13 protein-coding genes are annotated in these 16,044 nt (G+C 63.6%); 9 read left to right on the forward strand and 4 right to left on the reverse strand.

Going from position 1 to position 16,044, the window contains the following annotated elements; translation table 11 throughout:
• Positions 1-139 precede the first annotated feature (139 nt).
• On the forward strand, positions 140-1,174 hold the full coding sequence (locus AC1MBU_RS09880) for a TerC family protein (RefSeq protein ID WP_277357197.1): 1,035 nt from the start codon (positions 140-142) through the stop codon (positions 1,172-1,174).
• 90 nt (positions 1,175-1,264) lie between these two features.
• Here AC1MBU_RS09880 and AC1MBU_RS09885 read toward each other — a convergent pair whose 3' ends face one another.
• From AC1MBU_RS09885 to AC1MBU_RS09895, 3 genes are read right to left on the reverse strand one after another with little or no spacing between them, the layout of a single operon-like run.
• Entirely contained in the window at positions 1,265-2,533 is a 1,269-nt protein-coding gene (locus AC1MBU_RS09885) for an alpha/beta fold hydrolase (protein ID WP_471673574.1), read from the reverse strand.
• 35 nt (positions 2,534-2,568) lie between these two features.
• Positions 2,569-3,051 (reverse strand): GNAT family N-acetyltransferase, encoded by a 483-nt coding sequence (locus AC1MBU_RS09890; protein WP_056547526.1) that lies wholly within the window; start codon positions 3,049-3,051, stop codon positions 2,569-2,571.
• Positions 3,052-3,071: 20 nt separating this feature from the next.
• The gene (locus AC1MBU_RS09895; protein ID WP_346028292.1) at positions 3,072-5,606 is read right to left on the reverse strand and encodes a DEAD/DEAH box helicase; all 2,535 of its coding nucleotides are present in this window, start codon (positions 5,604-5,606) and stop codon (positions 3,072-3,074) included.
• Positions 5,607-5,650: 44 nt separating this feature from the next.
• Here AC1MBU_RS09895 and AC1MBU_RS09900 point away from each other — a divergent pair, with 44 nt between their 5' ends.
• Positions 5,651-6,454, forward strand: coding sequence for a trans-aconitate 2-methyltransferase (locus tag AC1MBU_RS09900; RefSeq protein ID WP_346028291.1), 804 nt, complete (start codon positions 5,651-5,653; stop codon positions 6,452-6,454).
• Here the strand turns inward: AC1MBU_RS09900 and AC1MBU_RS09905 are convergent.
• Positions 6,440-7,078: an MBL fold metallo-hydrolase gene (locus AC1MBU_RS09905; protein ID WP_277357193.1), complete on the reverse strand. Its 639-nt coding sequence runs from the start codon at positions 7,076-7,078 to the stop codon at positions 6,440-6,442. The genes AC1MBU_RS09900 and AC1MBU_RS09905 overlap by 15 nt on opposite strands.
• 85 nt (positions 7,079-7,163) lie before the next feature.
• On the opposite strand from AC1MBU_RS09905, the gene AC1MBU_RS09910 reads away from it, so the two are divergent.
• The 7 genes from AC1MBU_RS09910 to AC1MBU_RS09940 all read left to right on the forward strand — a co-directional run bounded on the left by AC1MBU_RS09910 (position 7,164) and on the right by AC1MBU_RS09940 (position 16,041).
• Positions 7,164-7,541 (forward strand): GntR family transcriptional regulator, encoded by a 378-nt coding sequence (locus AC1MBU_RS09910; protein ID WP_277357192.1) that lies wholly within the window; start codon positions 7,164-7,166, stop codon positions 7,539-7,541.
• Positions 7,542-7,612: 71 nt separating this feature from the next.
• Positions 7,613-10,519 carry an excinuclease ABC subunit UvrA gene (uvrA, locus tag AC1MBU_RS09915; protein ID WP_479787124.1) on the forward strand — a complete coding sequence of 969 codons (2,907 nt, stop codon included), beginning with the start codon at positions 7,613-7,615 and terminating at the stop codon, positions 10,517-10,519.
• Between the two features lie 61 nt (positions 10,520-10,580).
• A complete protein-coding gene (locus tag AC1MBU_RS09920) occupies positions 10,581-11,285 on the forward strand; it encodes an HAD hydrolase-like protein (protein ID WP_479787125.1) in 705 nt (234 codons plus the stop codon).
• Positions 11,272-11,937 (forward strand): lysophospholipid acyltransferase family protein, encoded by a 666-nt coding sequence (locus AC1MBU_RS09925; protein WP_479787126.1) that lies wholly within the window; start codon positions 11,272-11,274, stop codon positions 11,935-11,937. Before AC1MBU_RS09920 ends, AC1MBU_RS09925 begins: the two co-directional genes overlap by 14 nt.
• A gap of 81 nt (positions 11,938-12,018) precedes the next feature.
• Positions 12,019-14,037, forward strand: a complete 2,019-nt coding sequence (uvrC, locus tag AC1MBU_RS09930; RefSeq protein WP_277357188.1) for an excinuclease ABC subunit UvrC — start codon at positions 12,019-12,021, stop codon at positions 14,035-14,037.
• Between the two features lie 73 nt (positions 14,038-14,110).
• Entirely contained in the window at positions 14,111-15,010 is a 900-nt protein-coding gene (gene rapZ / locus AC1MBU_RS09935) for an RNase adapter RapZ (protein ID WP_277357187.1), read from the forward strand.
• Positions 15,010-16,041 carry a gluconeogenesis factor YvcK family protein gene (locus AC1MBU_RS09940; RefSeq protein WP_277357186.1) on the forward strand — a complete coding sequence of 344 codons (1,032 nt, stop codon included), beginning with the start codon at positions 15,010-15,012 and terminating at the stop codon, positions 16,039-16,041. The genes rapZ and AC1MBU_RS09940 overlap by 1 nt, the downstream gene beginning before the upstream one ends.
• Positions 16,042-16,044 lie beyond the last annotated feature (3 nt).

Consider the following 16,044-nt stretch of genomic DNA (forward strand, 5'->3'; position numbering starts at 1 on the left):
AAGGAACGTAGGGGAGTATCCTTTCGCGCTACGAACGTCAACACGCAGGCCGACGACGGCCGGCCGGGCGTAGCGGTCGCACACTTGGTTGCGACGGAGAGACTTGCGAAATTCCGTTGTACCTTCGAAAGGGACCCTTGTGCTTGAACTGCCCCTTGCCTTTGAAATAGGCACCTTTGTCGTCCTGGGAATAATCCTCCTGCTGGACCTTCTTCTCGTCGTGAAGCGTCCGCACGAGCCCTCCATGAAGGAGGCCGGCCTCTGGGTTGCGTTCTATGTGGGGCTTGCACTGGTCTTTGCGGCCGTCATGTTTGCTGTCACAGGCCCTGAATACGGAGGTCAATTCGTCGCAGGCTGGGTAACCGAGTACAGCCTGAGCATCGATAACCTCTTCGTCTTCATCATCATCATGGCTAGGTTCTCCGTACCGAGGAAATACCAGCAGGAAGTGCTGATGGTGGGCATCATCATCGCGCTGATCCTGCGTGGAATTTTCATTCTGCTCGGCGCTGCGCTGATCAGCAACTTCTCCTGGATCTTCTACATCTTCGGTGCCTTCCTCCTATGGACCGCCTACCACCAGGCAAAGGATTCGGGCGAGGAGGAAGAGGACAAAGAGAACAAGCTCATCACCAAGCTGCGCGGTGTGCTTCCCATGTCCGAGCACTACGACGGCGGCAAGATCCGCACCGTGGTGGACGGCAAGAAGGTCTTTACCCCCATGCTGATCGTGTTCATCACAATCGGCCTGACCGACCTGCTGTTCGCGGTGGATTCCATCCCTGCCATCTTCGGACTGACCGAAAGCGCGTTCATCGTGTTCACGGCGAACCTCTTCGCGCTGATGGGGCTGCGCCAGCTCTACTTCCTGCTGGGCGGTCTGATGACCCGCCTGGTCTTCCTCAAGCACGCGCTCTCGATCATCCTTGCCTTCATTGGCGTGAAATTGATCCTGCACGCGATGCATGAAAATGAACTGCCGTTCATCAACGGCGGCCAGCACATTGAATGGGCTCCCGTGATTCCGACGTTCGTTTCACTGGCATTCATTGTCGCGACAATCGTCATCGCCGTCATTGCGAGCCTGCTAAGCCCGGCCGGCAAGCGTGCAAAGCTCGACGCGGAACTCGCTGCCGACGCCGAGCGGGCGCGCACCGGCGGTCCGGAGTCCTGAACGCAGCTTAACAACAGCGCGGCTGAGTAGCAGCGCGAAAGGCGCCGGTCCTGCTGTGCAGGACCGGCGCCTTCGGCGTTGAAGGAGACTCTAGGCCGTGCGGGTCATCGCGAGCAGGCGCGAGAAGATGGCATCGCCGTCGTCGGAAATTCCGTCGTGGTGGAAGTCAGCGGTCTCCCACACCTGCAGGCCCCGGACCGAGACTGCTGTCTCAAGGGATAAGTCCCGGTCCACGTAGATGTCGTCGCTATAGACTGCTGCGGCAGCCGGAACGGTATTGGCGGCCAGCTGCTGCACGTCGTACAGCGGGCCCCAATCGTCCACAGCGGCGATCAGCTCAGCCGTTTCCTTCAGCGGAACCAATGAAGGGTCCTCATCGAAGTACCAGGGGTAGACCATCTCTCCGGTGAGCAGTGGGTCAGGGGCATCGGGTGCAAACTCGGGAAATTGCGCCAGCACGCGCAGGGCAGCCCAGTTGGAGGCCTCGCCCTGACAGTAGATGGATTCGTGGAGGAGCGCATAGAGCGGATTCGAGCGCCTGCTCACGACCGCCGGGAGCTGGTCGAGGAAGACGGGGGAGAGGCGATCCGCGCCGGAAGCATCAGCGAAGGCATCCTCCAGCAAATAGTGCAGCGCATCGACCCGGGTGTTACCACCCAGGAATGAGCCGACCATCTGGAAACGCTGCGGAGTCAGGCGCTCACCGGTGGGCAGGAACTCCTCCACCCGATCCAGGTGCCGCATAATGCGCGTGACGGCTGCCCTGTCCTCGGGGTAGCGGGTGAAGTATTCGGCATTGCGCGCCGCCACCCGCCTGAAAGTTGAGCGGTAGACGCCCTCCGGAGGCCCTGCAAGGGGCGCCAGCCCGCCGGTGATCAGGGCACGGTCCATTCCCTCGGGCGCCAGGGAAAGGTAGGAGAGTGTGCAGAATCCGCCGAAGCTTTGCCCGAACACTGTCCACGGCGCCGAGCCCAGCGCGGCACGCATCAGCTCAGCGTCGGCGACGATGGAATCAGCACGGAAATGCCGCAGGTACGCGGCCTGCTCAGCAGGGGTGCCACGTTGCGGCAGGGTCACCGAATCGGCCGGCGTGGAGAAGCCCGTGCCCCGCTGGTCCAGCATCAGGATCCGGAAGTCCCTGGCGGCTGCCTTCATCCATCCGGACAGCTGCGTGGTGCGGTTGCCGCGCACACCGGGCCCGCCCTGCAGGAACAGCAGCCAGGGAAGCCGGGCAGCGTCGGCGTCGGAGTGGTCCGTGGAACTGTATTCCCGGGCGAAGAGGGAGATGTGCTCTCCAGCTGGATCCTTGTGGTCGAGCGGAACCCGGAAACGGTGGGCGGTGCTTCGGACACCGCGCATTACGTGCGTCGGTCCGGTGTGGTGCGCCGCGGAGCTCACGCGCCGGTTCCAGCGAAGGCGGCCAGCGGTGCTCCTGTCAGCCTGAAGGTTGACCACTCGTCCTGCGCCTGGGCACCGAGGCTCCGGTAGAACTGAATGGACGGTTCATTCCAGTTGAGCACTGACCATTCCACCCGGGCATAGCCCCGTTCGGCAGCAATGCCCGCGAGCGTCTGGAGCAGTGCCTTCCCGTAACCCGAACCCCGGGCTTCCGGGCGAACATAAAGATCCTCGAGGTAGATGCCGTGGACACCTTCCCACGTGGAGTAATTCAGGAACCAGAGAGCGAATCCCTGAACACCGCCGTCGTCCTCAGCGATATGGGCGAAGATTCGCGGGTTGGGACCGAAGAGGGCTTCCTCGAGCCCTTCCACCGTGTTGCGCACGGCGTCCGGTTCCTTTTCATAGACCGCGAGGTCGTGGATCAGTTGCAGGATGGTGGGCACGTCGTCCCGGCGTGCTTCGCGGATGGGAGTCATGGTTTCCAAGCCTAGTAGGATCAGGGACCGCCAACCGACGTGATGGCGAGAACGGGGAAGCCGGCGTCGTCGGAGGCTGCCAGATCCACCACCGCGTTGATGCCCCAGTCCTGGTCGCCGGACGGGTCCTTGAAAATCTGCCGTACTTCCCAGCGGTCCGGAAATTGCTTGATGATGAGCAGCGCCGGACCGCGTGCGTTCGGGCCGTCGTCGATGTCATCATGGGCGTCGAAGTATCCGTCCATGGCCTCGGCCCAGCGCGCCGCGTTCCAGCCCGATGACTCGTCCAGCCGGCCGAGTGCTTCCTCATCCTCGTCAGCGAACAGCTGAACGCGCTGGAACATCTCGTTGCGCACCATTACCCGGAATGCACGCTCATTCGACGTGACCGAATCCGGCTCCGGCGGCAGATCGACAGTTCCGGTATCGGACGAGGCAGCGCCGGCCGCCAACTGCTCCCATTCGTCAAGCAGGCTCGAGTCCACCTGACGGATCATTTCGCCGAGCCATTCGATGATGTCGGTCAGGTCTTCCCGGAGGGCGTCCCGCGGGACTGTCTGGCGCAGTGCCTTGAAGCAGTCGGCAAGGTATCGCAGGAGGATTCCCTCCGACCGCGCGAGGGAGTAGAACGCAACGTACTCGCCGAAGTTCATGGCCCGCTCGTACATATCCCGCACCACGGATTTGGGCGTGAGCTCGAAATCGCCGAGCCATGGAGCACCTGAACGGTAGGTGTCGAAGGCGTGCTGCAGGAGCTCAGCCAGCGGCTGTGGATACGAAATCTCCTCAAGCCGGGCCATCCGCTGGTCGTAGTCGAGGCCGTCCGCCTTCATGGCGGCGACAGCTTCGCCGCGTGCCTTCTTTTCCTGGGCGCTGAGTACCTGTCGCGGCTTTTCGAGGGTGGCTTCGATCACGGAGACGACGTCAAGCGCATAGGCAGGACTCTCCGGGTCGAGGAGCTCAAGACTTGCGAGCGCGAACGGGGACAGCGGCTGATTCAGTGCGAAGTTGGCCTGCAGGTGAACCCGCAGCCGCACCGTCCTGCCTTCCTCATCCGGTTCGGCAAGCCGCTCAACGATACCCGCGGTCACCAGCTCCCGATAGATGCTGATTGCCCGCCGGAGGTGGGCGAACTGCCGCGCCTGCGGTTCGTGGTTGTTCCGCAGCAGGTTCTGGACGGCATGCAGCGGATCGCCGGGCCGTTCAAGCAGGTTGAGCAGCATCGAGTGGCTGACGGCAAAGCTGGAGGCCAGCGGCTCCGGAGTGCCCTCGACCAGGCGGTCGTAGGTGGGTTTGCCCCAGGACACGAACCCCTGCGGCGGCTTCTTGCGCACCACCTGACGCAGCTTTTTCTGGTCGTCACCGAACTTCGCGACCGCCTTCGCCATGGCTTTGGTGTTCTCCACGACGTGATCCGGGGCCTGAACCACCACCGTGCCGGACGTGTCGTAGCCGGCACGCCCCGCCCGGCCGGCGATCTGGTGGAATTCGCGTACGTTGAGTGGTCGGGTGCGGACGCCGTCGTATTTGCTGAGGGCTGTCAGCATGACGGTTCGGATCGGCACGTTGATGCCCACACCCAGGGTGTCGGTACCGCAGATCACCTTCAGCAGGCCCGCCTGGGCAAGCTGCTCCACCAGGCGCCGATACTTCGGCAGCATGCCGGCGTGGTGCACGCCGATTCCGTGGCGTACCAGCCGGTTCAGCGTTTTGCCGAACCCGGAAGAGAACCGGAAGCTGGCAATGAGCGCCGCGATCCTGTCTTTCTCCTCACGCGTGCACACGTTGATGCTCATCAGATTTTGCGCGCGCTCGATGGCTTCCGCCTGGCTGAAGTGCACTACGTACACGGGGGCCTGGTGGGTTGAGAGTAATTCCTCGAGCGCTTCCTGGAGGGGGTCTTCAGAGTAGTAGAAGTTGAGTGGGATCGGCCGGTCACCGGAGCTGACAAGAACCGTTGAACGGCCGGTACGTTCCGTCAGGTCTTTCTCAAAGCGCTCGACGTCGCCGAGAGTCGCGGACATCAGGAGGAATTGGGCCTGCGGCAGCTCAAGCAGCGAAACCTGCCAGGCCCAGCCGCGCTGAGGATCAGCGTAGAAGTGAAACTCGTCCATGACGACGGTGCCGACATCGGCCCTAGCGCCCTCACGCAGGGCAATGTTCGCGAGGATCTCCGCGGTGCAACAGATGATTGGAGCGTCCTGGTTCACTGCGGAATCACCGGTCACCATGCCGACATTCTCGGCCCCGAAGATGGCGCACAGCGCAAAGAACTTCTCCGAGACCAGCGCTTTGATAGGCGCTGTGTAGTAGCTCCTGCGCCCTTCAGCGACAGCGTGGAAATGCGCGGCGACGGCCACCAGCGACTTTCCGGATCCCGTGGGGGTCGCGAGGATTACGTTGTTGCCCGATATGAGCTCAAGAACGGCCTCGTCCTGTGCGGGATACAGGGTGAGCCCGGTGCTCGCGGACCACGAATGGAAGGCCGTGTACACGGCGTCAGCGTCGAGTGTGCCTTGGCGCTCGATCTGGGGGAGGTGCTCCTGGATGTTCATGTCCTCCCAGCCTATCCGTTGAGGGCCCGCGATATGCTTGGCCGATGCGCTGGGACCCCGCACAGTACGCCGCCTTTTCCGATCACCGGGCGCGCCCGTTCTTCGACCTGGTCGGCCGCATCGACCACCCGGCTCCAAGGAGGATCGTCGACCTGGGCTGCGGGCCAGGTGAACTCACCGTCGTTCTCGCACGCAGATGGCCGGAGGCAGAGGTGCTCGGCATCGATTCGTCTCCTGAGATGGTCGAGCGAGCCCGGAGTCTGGAAGACACCCCGGCCAACCTCGCGTTTGTGCCGGGAGATGTCCGGGACTGGACGCCGGAGGCGGGCACCGACGTCGTCGTTTCCAACGCCGTCCTGCAGTGGGTGCCCGATCATCAGACGTTGCTGGCGCGGTGGGCCGCCGCACTTGAGGAGCGAGCCTGCCTGGCGTTCCAGGTTCCGGGCAACTTCTCGGCGCCCTCCCACGTGCTGATGCGCAGGCTGGCGGAGTCCGAGCGCTGGTGTCAGCAACTGGGCTCTATCCTGAGGCACGACGACGTCGTCAGCCCACCGGAGGACTACCACCGGCTCCTGCGCGGGGCCGGTTTGGAGGCCGATATCTGGGAGACCACCTACCAGCATCTGCTCACCGGAGCGGATCCGGTGCTGGAATGGGTGCGCGGCACCGGGCTGCGGCCGATTCTTGCAGCCCTTCCGGCTGCTGACGCAGCAGAGTTTGAGCGCACCTACGCCGCAATGCTTTCCGCGGCGTACCCGCCGGAGCCGGACGGCGGCACGCTGCTTGCGTTCAGGCGGATCTTCGCTGTGGGCACCAGATCGAGCACTGGCATCTCACCAGCCGCGTGAACGCCACTGGGCGAGGGACGGCCGCTCCGCACCGAGGGTGGTCGGCTTCCCATGACCGGGATGCACGATCGTATCGTCGTCGAACGTGTTGAAGATGCGCTCAACCACGTCGGAGTAAAGGGACTCGAAACGCTGCGCGTCTCCGCCCGTGTTCCCAACGCCGCCCGGGAAGAGGGAATCGCCGGTGAACAGGTGCACGGGACCGCTCGGGTCCCGGTACGCCAGCGCGATGGACCCGGGAGTGTGTCCGCGTAGCGAGATTGCTTCCAGGGTGAAGCCGTCAAAGGTGCCCACATCACCATGGGCGAGTGGGACGTCGGTGGGGACTGCGATGTCATCAACATCGTCGGCGCCGGCAGCAGTTCGGGCTCCTGTGGCACGTACAACCTCTGCCAGCGCACGCACATGATCCCAGTGCGAGTGCGTGGTGATGACAAGGGCGAGCTTGGCGGGGACGCCGGTGTCCTGAGCGCCGTCGGCAAGCAGGCGTTCGATGGCCCGAGCGTCGTCGGCTGCGTCGATGAGAACCTGGGCGCCGGTGGTCTTCGCGGTAATGAGGTAGACGTTGTTGTCCATTTCGCTGACTGAGCAGGAACGGATGGTCACGTCGGTGAGGTCATACATGGTCCAACCCTAGTGCCGATGGTGATGCTGCACACCGCGTGGCAGAATGTGAGCACCCTTCCACTGTCGTCCAGGAGCGCGCACCGTGAATTCTGATGTATCGGCGTGGCTGCGGATCGATCCGGCCAGCTCTGTGCCGCCGTACGAGCAGTTGCGAGTACAGATCCTGGACGCTGCAAATGACGGCTCGCTCCCGGTGGGTACACGACTTCCTCCTGTCCGTACCCTTGCCGGTCATCTGGGTGTAGCTGTCAACACCGTGGCCCGCGCGTACCGCGAACTGGAACAGGCACGCATTGTCGTCACCCGTTCGCGCGCCGGTACGGTGGTGGCGGCCGCGGGGGATGAAGCACGGCGCAAGGCCGCGGAGGGAGCCGCGGAATATGCCAGGCTCATCAAGGCGAATGGGCTTACGGAGGAAGAAGCAGTCTCCTACCTGCGTGCGGCTCTGCGCCGTCGGTGAACATTCAGCCCGACACGCCGCGAAAACCCGCGTTCGAATATGTCTTCGAACGGCGTTTCCCCTAAAGTGTAATGGTGTCTATAGCAACCTCCGTGGATTCCGGTCTCTCCAACCCTGACAAGCTGCCCCAGGATCTTTCGCGGCTCATTGTCAAGGGTGCAAGGGAACACAACCTGCGCAACGTCGATCTGGACCTGCCGCGGGACGCGATGATCGTCTTCACCGGACTCTCCGGCTCCGGCAAGTCTTCCCTGGCTTTCGACACCATCTTTGCCGAGGGACAGCGCCGCTACGTCGAGTCGCTCTCCGCCTACGCCCGGCAGTTCCTCGGGCAGGTGGACAAGCCTGACGTGGATTTCATCGAGGGCCTCTCACCCGCGGTATCGATCGACCAGAAGTCCACGAGCAAGAACCCGCGGTCCACCGTCGGTACCATTACAGAGATTTACGATTACATGCGGCTGCTATGGGCCCGCGTCGGCAGGCCGCACTGCCCGGTATGCGGCGAGGCCGTCATCAAGCAGACGCCGCAGCAGATTGTCGACCAGCTCATCGAGCTGGACGAGGGTACCCGTTTTCAGGTCCTCGCGCCCGTGGTGCGCGGCCGTAAAGGTGAGTTCGTCGATCTCTTCCAGGACTTGGCTGCAAAGGGTTATTCCCGTGCCCGCGTGGACGGAGATCTTGTTCAGCTGACTGATCCGCCCAAACTGGGCAAGCAGTTCAAACACACCATCGAGGTGGTTGTCGACCGCCTGGTCATCAAGGGCGGTGTCCGGCAACGGCTCACCGATTCAATTGAAACGGCGCTCAACCTCGCCGAGGGGCGCGTACTGGCTGACTTCGTTGACCTGGAGTCCGGGGACCCGCTCCGGCTGCGCGCCTTTTCGGAGAATCTGGCATGTCCCAACGAGCACCCACTTGCGATCGACGAGATCGAGCCACGGTCGTTCTCCTTCAACAATCCCTTCGGCGCGTGCCCCGCGTGCACCGGCATCGGCACCAAACTCGAGGTGGATGAAGAACTCGTCGTTCCCAACCCGGACCTCGCCCTCGGCGAGGGAGCCATCGCCCCATGGGCACTGGGTACAGCAACGCTCGAGTACTGGACACGCCTGCTCGAGGGACTGTCGAAGGAACTCGACTTCTCCATGGACACCCCCTGGAAGAAGCTGCCGGCGCATGCCCGGGACGCCGCACTGTATGGCAAGGACCACAAGGTAGTGGTGCAGTACCGCAACCGTTTCGGCCGCGAGCGGAAGTACAGCACGGGCTTCGAGGGCGCTGTCCAGTACATCCACCGCAAGCACCTCGAGACGGAGTCCGACTACGCGCGGGACCGCTACGAGGAATACATGCGGCAGATTCCCTGCCCGGAATGCGGTGGAGCACGCCTCAATCCGGCATCGCTGTCCGTACTGATCAACGGGCGGTCCATCGCCGAAGTAGCCGCTCTGCCTATGCGCGAGTGCAGTGACTTCCTGAATAACCTCGTCCTCACGGGGCGCGAGGCGCAGATTGCCTCCCAGGTCCTCAAGGAGATCCAGGCGCGGCTGCGGTTTCTGCTCGATGTCGGGCTCGAATACCTGAACCTTGAACGGGCAGCAGGAACCCTCTCGGGCGGCGAGGCGCAGCGGATCCGCCTTGCCACCCAGATCGGCTCCGGTCTGGTGGGCGTGCTGTACGTCCTTGATGAACCCTCCATCGGCCTCCACCAGCGGGACAACCGGCGTCTCATCGAAACCCTTACCCGGCTGCGTAACCTGGGCAACACGTTGATCGTGGTGGAACACGATGAAGACACCATCAACGAGGCAGACTGGATCGTCGACATCGGACCGGGTGCAGGGGAACACGGCGGGGAGGTTGTCCACTCCGGCTCTCTCGAGGATCTCCTCCTGAACGAGAGGTCCATCACCGGCGACTATCTTTCAGGGCGGCGGAAGATCGAGATGCCGGCCAAACGCCGCAAGATTGACCGCTCCCGCCAACTCAAAGTTGTGGGCGCCCGCGAACATAACCTGAAGGGCGTGGATGCGACCTTCCCCCTGGGAGTTCTGACCGCGGTGACCGGCGTCAGCGGGTCGGGCAAGTCCACGCTCGTGAACGAGATCCTGTACAAGGTGCTTGCCAACAAACTCAACGGCGCAAAGCAGGTGGCCGGACGCCACCGCAGAATCGATGGGCTGCAACACCTGGACAAGGTCATCCACGTTGATCAGGGCCCCATCGGCAGGACCCCGCGCTCGAATCCCGCTACCTACACCGGGGTCTTCGACAACATCCGAAAGCTGTTCGCCGAGACAACGGAGGCGAAGGTCCGCGGCTATCTGCCGGGCAGGTTCTCCTTCAACGTCAAGGGCGGCCGGTGTGAGGCGTGCTCGGGGGACGGCACGCTGAAGATCGAAATGAACTTCCTGCCCGATGTCTACGTGCCCTGCGAGGTGTGCCAGGGCGCGCGGTACAACAGGGAAACACTTGAGGTTCACTACAAGGGCAAGACGATCGCCGATGTGCTGGACATGCCGATCGAGGAAGCAGCGGAGTTCTTCGCAGCCTTCACCCCGATAGCGCGCCACCTCACCACCCTGGTGGATGTCGGTCTGGGATATGTCCGCCTCGGGCAGCCCGCCACAACCCTCTCCGGTGGTGAAGCCCAACGCGTGAAGCTGGCCAGCGAGCTGCAGAAGCGCTCGAATGGACGCAGCGTTTATGTCCTCGATGAACCCACGACAGGGCTGCACTTCGAGGACATCCGCAAGTTGCTGCAGGTCCTGCAGGGGCTTGTGGACAAGGGAAACACCGTCATCACCATTGAACACAACCTCGACGTGATCAAGAGTGCGGACTGGGTGATCGACCTCGGCCCGGACGGTGGGTCCGGCGGTGGTGAAATCATCGCCACGGGAACCCCGGAACAGGTCGCTGTCGCGGAGGTGAGCTACACCGGCAAGTTCCTGGCGGAGGTTCTGAACGCCTGACCATATGCCGAATGAGGAATGCAATTTCCGGGCAGAGGTGCCGTTATGGGAAACTTGCCCCGTGAAGAATACGCGCCTGCTCGTTCTGTTTGACCTGGACGGCACGCTGGTGGACCCGGAGGGCGCAATCACCGGTGGGATCGCCGGGGCGCTGGGTAAGCTCGGCCTGCCGGTGCCTAGCCCGGCGGATATGCGTCGGATGGTCGGGCCGGCGCTGGTGCGCTCGCTCGTAGACATAGCGAAGGTCCCCGAGAACCGCGTGGACGAGGTGATTTCTCTCTATCGCGCCGCCTATCGCGCCCACGGAATGGCGCAGAGCAGGCCGTATCCGGGCGTAGCGGATGCGGTCGCGGAACTCCTAAACCGCGGGCATCTGGTAGCCGTCGCCACGCAGAAACCCGAAACGCTTGCCCGCGAGCTCCTCGAAGTCCAGGAAATGGCAAACCTTTTCGCGTCCATCCACGGCTCACCGGACAACGAGCTGGCGGCCGCTGCGCTGGACGGCAAGCGAACCATCATTGCGGAGGCACTCGCCAGGCATCAGGGCAACTTCGACCGTGCGCTTATGGTCGGTGACCGCGTGCATGACATTGAAGGCGCAGCAGCCAACGGCTTGGACTGCATCGCCGTCGCGTGGGGATTCGGCAGCGAACGGGAGTTCGAGTCAGCCGGGCCCGCCGCGATCGTGTCCACGGCGGGCAGTCTGCTCGAACACATCCTTGCGTACGCGGAGCCGGCCCGGGCGGTGACCCGTGGGCGTCTATGACCTCACGCGCAGCAGCACCCGCGGCCTGATCGCCGGTTTGTGCCGGCCCACCGTCCAAGGACTTGAGAACGTACCGCCCAGCGCTGGGTTCATCGTCGCCCCCAACCACCTGTCATTTCTCGACAGCGTCCTGGTGCAGGCCCTCATGCCGCGTCCCGTAGCGTTCTTCGCCAAAGCGGAGTACTTCACAGGCACCGGCATGAAAGGCGCGCTGATGCGCTCGTTCTTTGAGGGAGTCGGATCGATTCCCGTCCAGCGGGGCCAACAGGCAGCAAGCGTCCAGGCGCTCAAGACCCTGCTCGGCATGCTGGAGGCGGGAGACGGCGTCGGCATTTACCCGGAAGGGACACGATCCCGCGATGGACTGCTGTACCGGGGGAGGACCGGCGTGGGGTGGCTCGCGCTCACCACCGGTGCGCCGGTGGTGCCGGTGGGGCTGCTCGGTACGGATCGGCTCCAGCCGGCGGGCAGCCGCTGGATCCGTCCACAACACTTCACCATGAAGATCGGCAAGCCGCTGTATTTCGAGCGGACAGGCCCGGACCACTCCCTGCCTGCACGCAGGCAGGCCACCGATACGATCATGGACGCCATAGCGGTGCTGACCGGCCAGGCCAGGGCCGCCGGTTACAACGTAGGTCCGGCCGAATGACGCCCGGTTGCCCGAACACGCTCCGGCACCGACGGCTCGGTAGCCGACAGCTCAGTAGCGGCACGCCGGTAGGATATTCGGGTGGCAGATCCAGCAACGTACCGCCCGAAAGCCGGCGAGATCCCGCAGGATCCAGGGGTGTATCGGTTTCGCGACCAGCATCGGCGGGTAGTCTACGTCGGCAAGGCGAAGAACCTTCGCTCCAGGCTTAACTCCTATTTCTCGAATCCCCAGGGGTTGATGCCGCGCACCCGGGCCATGGTGCACACTGCGTCAAGTGTTGAGTGGACGGTCGTCGGCAGTGAGCTTGAGGCGCTCCAGCTGGAGTACACCTGGATCAAGGAATTCAACCCGCGCTTCAACGTGATGTTCCGGGATGACAAGTCCTACCCCTACCTGGCGGTCACGTTGGGGGAAAAGTACCCTCGAGTGCAGGTCATGCGCGGTGACCGGCGCAAGGACACCCGCTACTTCGGTCCCTTCTACCCGGCGAAAGCGATCCGCGAGACGGTCGACACCCTGCTCCGCGTCTTTCCTGTGCGCACGTGCAGCAGCGGCGTCTTCAAGCGAGCAGAACGCTCGGGCCGGCCGTGTCTGCTGGGTTACATCGACAAGTGTTCCGCCCCCTGTGTGGGACGCATCTCACCGGAAGACCACCGCGAGCTCGCGGTACAGTTCTGCGACTTCATGTCCGGACAGGCTGGACGCTTCATCCGTGAGCTCGAACAGAAGATGTCCGCGGCGGTTGCCGAACTCGATTATGAGTCGGCCGCACGTGTCCGCGATGACATCGCCGCGTTGAAGAGGGTCTTCGAACGCAACACCGTCGTACTCAGTGAAGACACGGACGCCGACGTGTTCGCCCTCGCCGAGGATGAACTCGAAGCCGCAGCCCAGGTTTTCCACGTACGCGGCGGAAGGATCCGCGGTCAGCGCGGATGGATGGTGGAAAAGGTGGAGGACATGACCACCGCAGACCTCGTTGAGCACCTCCTGCAGCAGGTGTACGGCGAGGGTAACAGCAGCAACAACCGGATTCCCCGCGAAGTACTCGTTCCGGAAATGCCGAGTAACGAGGAACAGATACGTGAATGGCTGTACCAGCTCCGTGGAGCCCGCGTGGATATCCGGGTGCCGCAGCGGGGGGACAAGGCCACTCTGCTCGGTACGGTCAGGCAGAACGCCGCCGACTCCCTCAGGCTTCACAAGAGCCGCCGTGCCGGCGACATCACCACGCGGTCTGCTGCCCTGCAGGAGTTGCAGGAAGCGCTGGATCTGCCCATGCCGCTGATGCGGATCGAATGCTTCGATATCTCGCATGTCCAGGGCACCAATGTGGTGGCGTCGATGGTCGTGGTTGAGGACGGACTGCCCCGCAAGTCCGACTACCGCAGGTTCTCCATCACCGGGGACGCCGCACGCGATGACACCTCGTCCATGTATGACGTCATCTCGCGCAGATTCCGCAACTATCTTGCCGAGAGTAACCCGCTGGATTCCCTGCCCGGAGACGGAAATGAAGACGGATACAAGGACGACGACGGCGGCAGCCCGGTGCCCGCGGATCCGAAAGCGCCAACACGCCAGAAGTTCGCCTACCCGCCCAACCTCGTGGTGGTGGACGGCGGCCAGCCACAGGTGCGAGCGGCCGCACGTGCGCTGGCAGACCTTGGAATCGACGACGTCTTCGTCATCGGCCTCGCGAAGCGGCTTGAAGAGGTCTGGCTGCCTGAGGGGGACTTTCCTGTCATCCTGCCGCGCGCTTCGGAGGGATTGTTCCTCCTCCAGCGCATCCGCGATGAGGCCCACCGGTTTGCGCTGGCGTACCACCGCCAGAAGCGTGGAAAATCAATGACGGTGTCGGTATTGGACGAGGTGCCCGGGCTCGGGCCTGCGAAACGGCGCGCCCTGTTGAAGCACTTCGGCTCGGTCCGCAAACTCAGGTCGGCAAGTGTGGAGGAACTGCAGGCGGTGCAGGGCGTCGGGCCTGCGTTGGCCGCTGTGATCCGGCATCAGCTCGCGCCCGGAAGCGGCGAAGGGGTGGACAGGACGCCCGTCGCTGCCGTGAACATGGCGACCGGCGAAATACTCGATTCTTAGTTAGGGTAGATGTGGACGCCGGCCCTGAGGCTGGCGCACCTTTGCGTGTGATGGTGGGACGGAAAACGAACATATGAACCAGACTGACGGTCTAACGCCGGTCAAACCTGCCGAATCCGAACTGCTCGTGGTTACGGGCATGTCCGGTGCCGGCCGCAGTACGGCGGCAAACGCGCTGGAAGACCACGGCTGGTACGTCGTGGAGAACCTTCCGCCGCAGATGCTGAGCACCCTCACCGAGATCGTGTCCCGTACACCGGAGTCCATACCGAAGCTCGCGGTCGTCATCGACGTCCGGAGCAAGGAACTGTTCCAGAACGTGCAGGGGTCCCTGGCAGCGCTCCGGACGGCGGGGATCACCTACCGGGTCCTGTTTCTCGATGCAGCAGACAACACCCTGGTGCGGCGTTTCGAGCAGGGACGGCGGCCGCATCCCCTCCAGGGGGACGGCCGTATCCTGGACGGCATCTCGGCGGAACGGGAGGTGCTGCAGGAACTCAAGCACGCATCGGATCTCGTGGTGGACACCACCCAGCTGAACGTGCACGCACTCGCAACCACCATCACTGAACTGTTCTCGGACTCAGGTCCGATCGTCCTGCGGTTGAACGTCATGAGCTTTGGCTTCAAGTACGGTTTGCCTGTCGACGCCAACTTCGTCGCGGATGTCCGCTTCATCCCGAACCCGCACTGGGTGCCCGTACTCCGGCCGCAGACCGGCATGGATGAACCTGTCCGGGATTATGTCCTCGAGGCGAACGGCGCGGCCGAGTTCATAGACCGGTACGTGAACGCCCTCGAGCCCGTCCTCGAGGGCTATCGCCGCGAGAATAAGCACTATGCCACGATTGCTGTCGGCTGCACGGGCGGCAAGCACCGCTCTGTTGCGGTGACCGAGGAGATTGCGCAGCGGCTTGCGCAATTGCCCCGCGTACAGGTGACCGCACACCACCGAGACCTCGGGCGGGAATAGTGGCGGTCCTCACCGGATCGCTGCCGCTGATTCCCGCCACGTCGGCCGTGCGCTCCGGCATAGGATTCCAGGAGAGCGCTCCGTCCGTCGTCGCCCTGGGCGGCGGCCACGGATTGTCGGCGTCGCTGTCGGCGCTGCGGCTCCTCACATCTGAGCTCACTGCTGTAGTGACCGTAGCGGATGACGGCGGCTCCTCCGGACGGCTGCGCCGCGAACTTGGTGTCCTCCCGCCCGGGGACCTCCGGATGGCCTTGGCAGCGCTCTGTGATGACACCGACTGGGGGAGGACCTGGCGGGATGTGATGCAGCACCGATTTGCATCCCGGGATGGAGTAGAGGGTTCGCTCGACAACCACGCACTCGGCAATCTCCTCATCGTCACGCTGTGGGAGCTGCTCGGCGACCCCGTCGCGGGCCTTCAGTGGGCAGGAGCGCTCCTCGGCGCGCGTGGACGTGTGCTGCCGATGGCCAGCGTGCCGCTGACTATCGAGGGCGATGTGTTGACAGAGGTTGACGGCGGCCTGCGGCTCCGGAGAGTGTCCGGGCAGGCACAACTCGCCATGGCGGGAAGTTCCGGGAACGTCAGCAAGGTGCGCCTGCTTCCCGAGGACGCTCCGGCTTGCGTTGATGCACTCAACGCGATCGAGTTGGCCGATTGGGTCATCCTCGGACCGGGATCCTGGTACACCTCTGTGCTTCCACACCTCCTTCTGCCCGAGCTGCGGGATGCACTCTGCACCACTACTGCTCGGCGTTGCCTGACGATGAATCTAACCAACGACACCAAGGAAACTCTCGGAATGAGCGCTGTCGATCACCTCGCGGTGATCAGGCGTTACGCGCCCGACTTCCGCATCGACGCCGTCATCGCGGACCCTTCGGTGGTTGCCGACCGCGGCGAGTTCGAAGCCGCTGTAGCAGAGATGGGCGGCCGGGCGTTCTTGGGTAAAGTAGGGTCTTCAAGCGGCGGACCGGTCCATGACGCGTTGCGCCTGGCAACGGCCTACCACGACATGTTCGGCGAATTCTAGGAG

Source organism: Arthrobacter sp. PTI12, assembly GCF_056679915.1.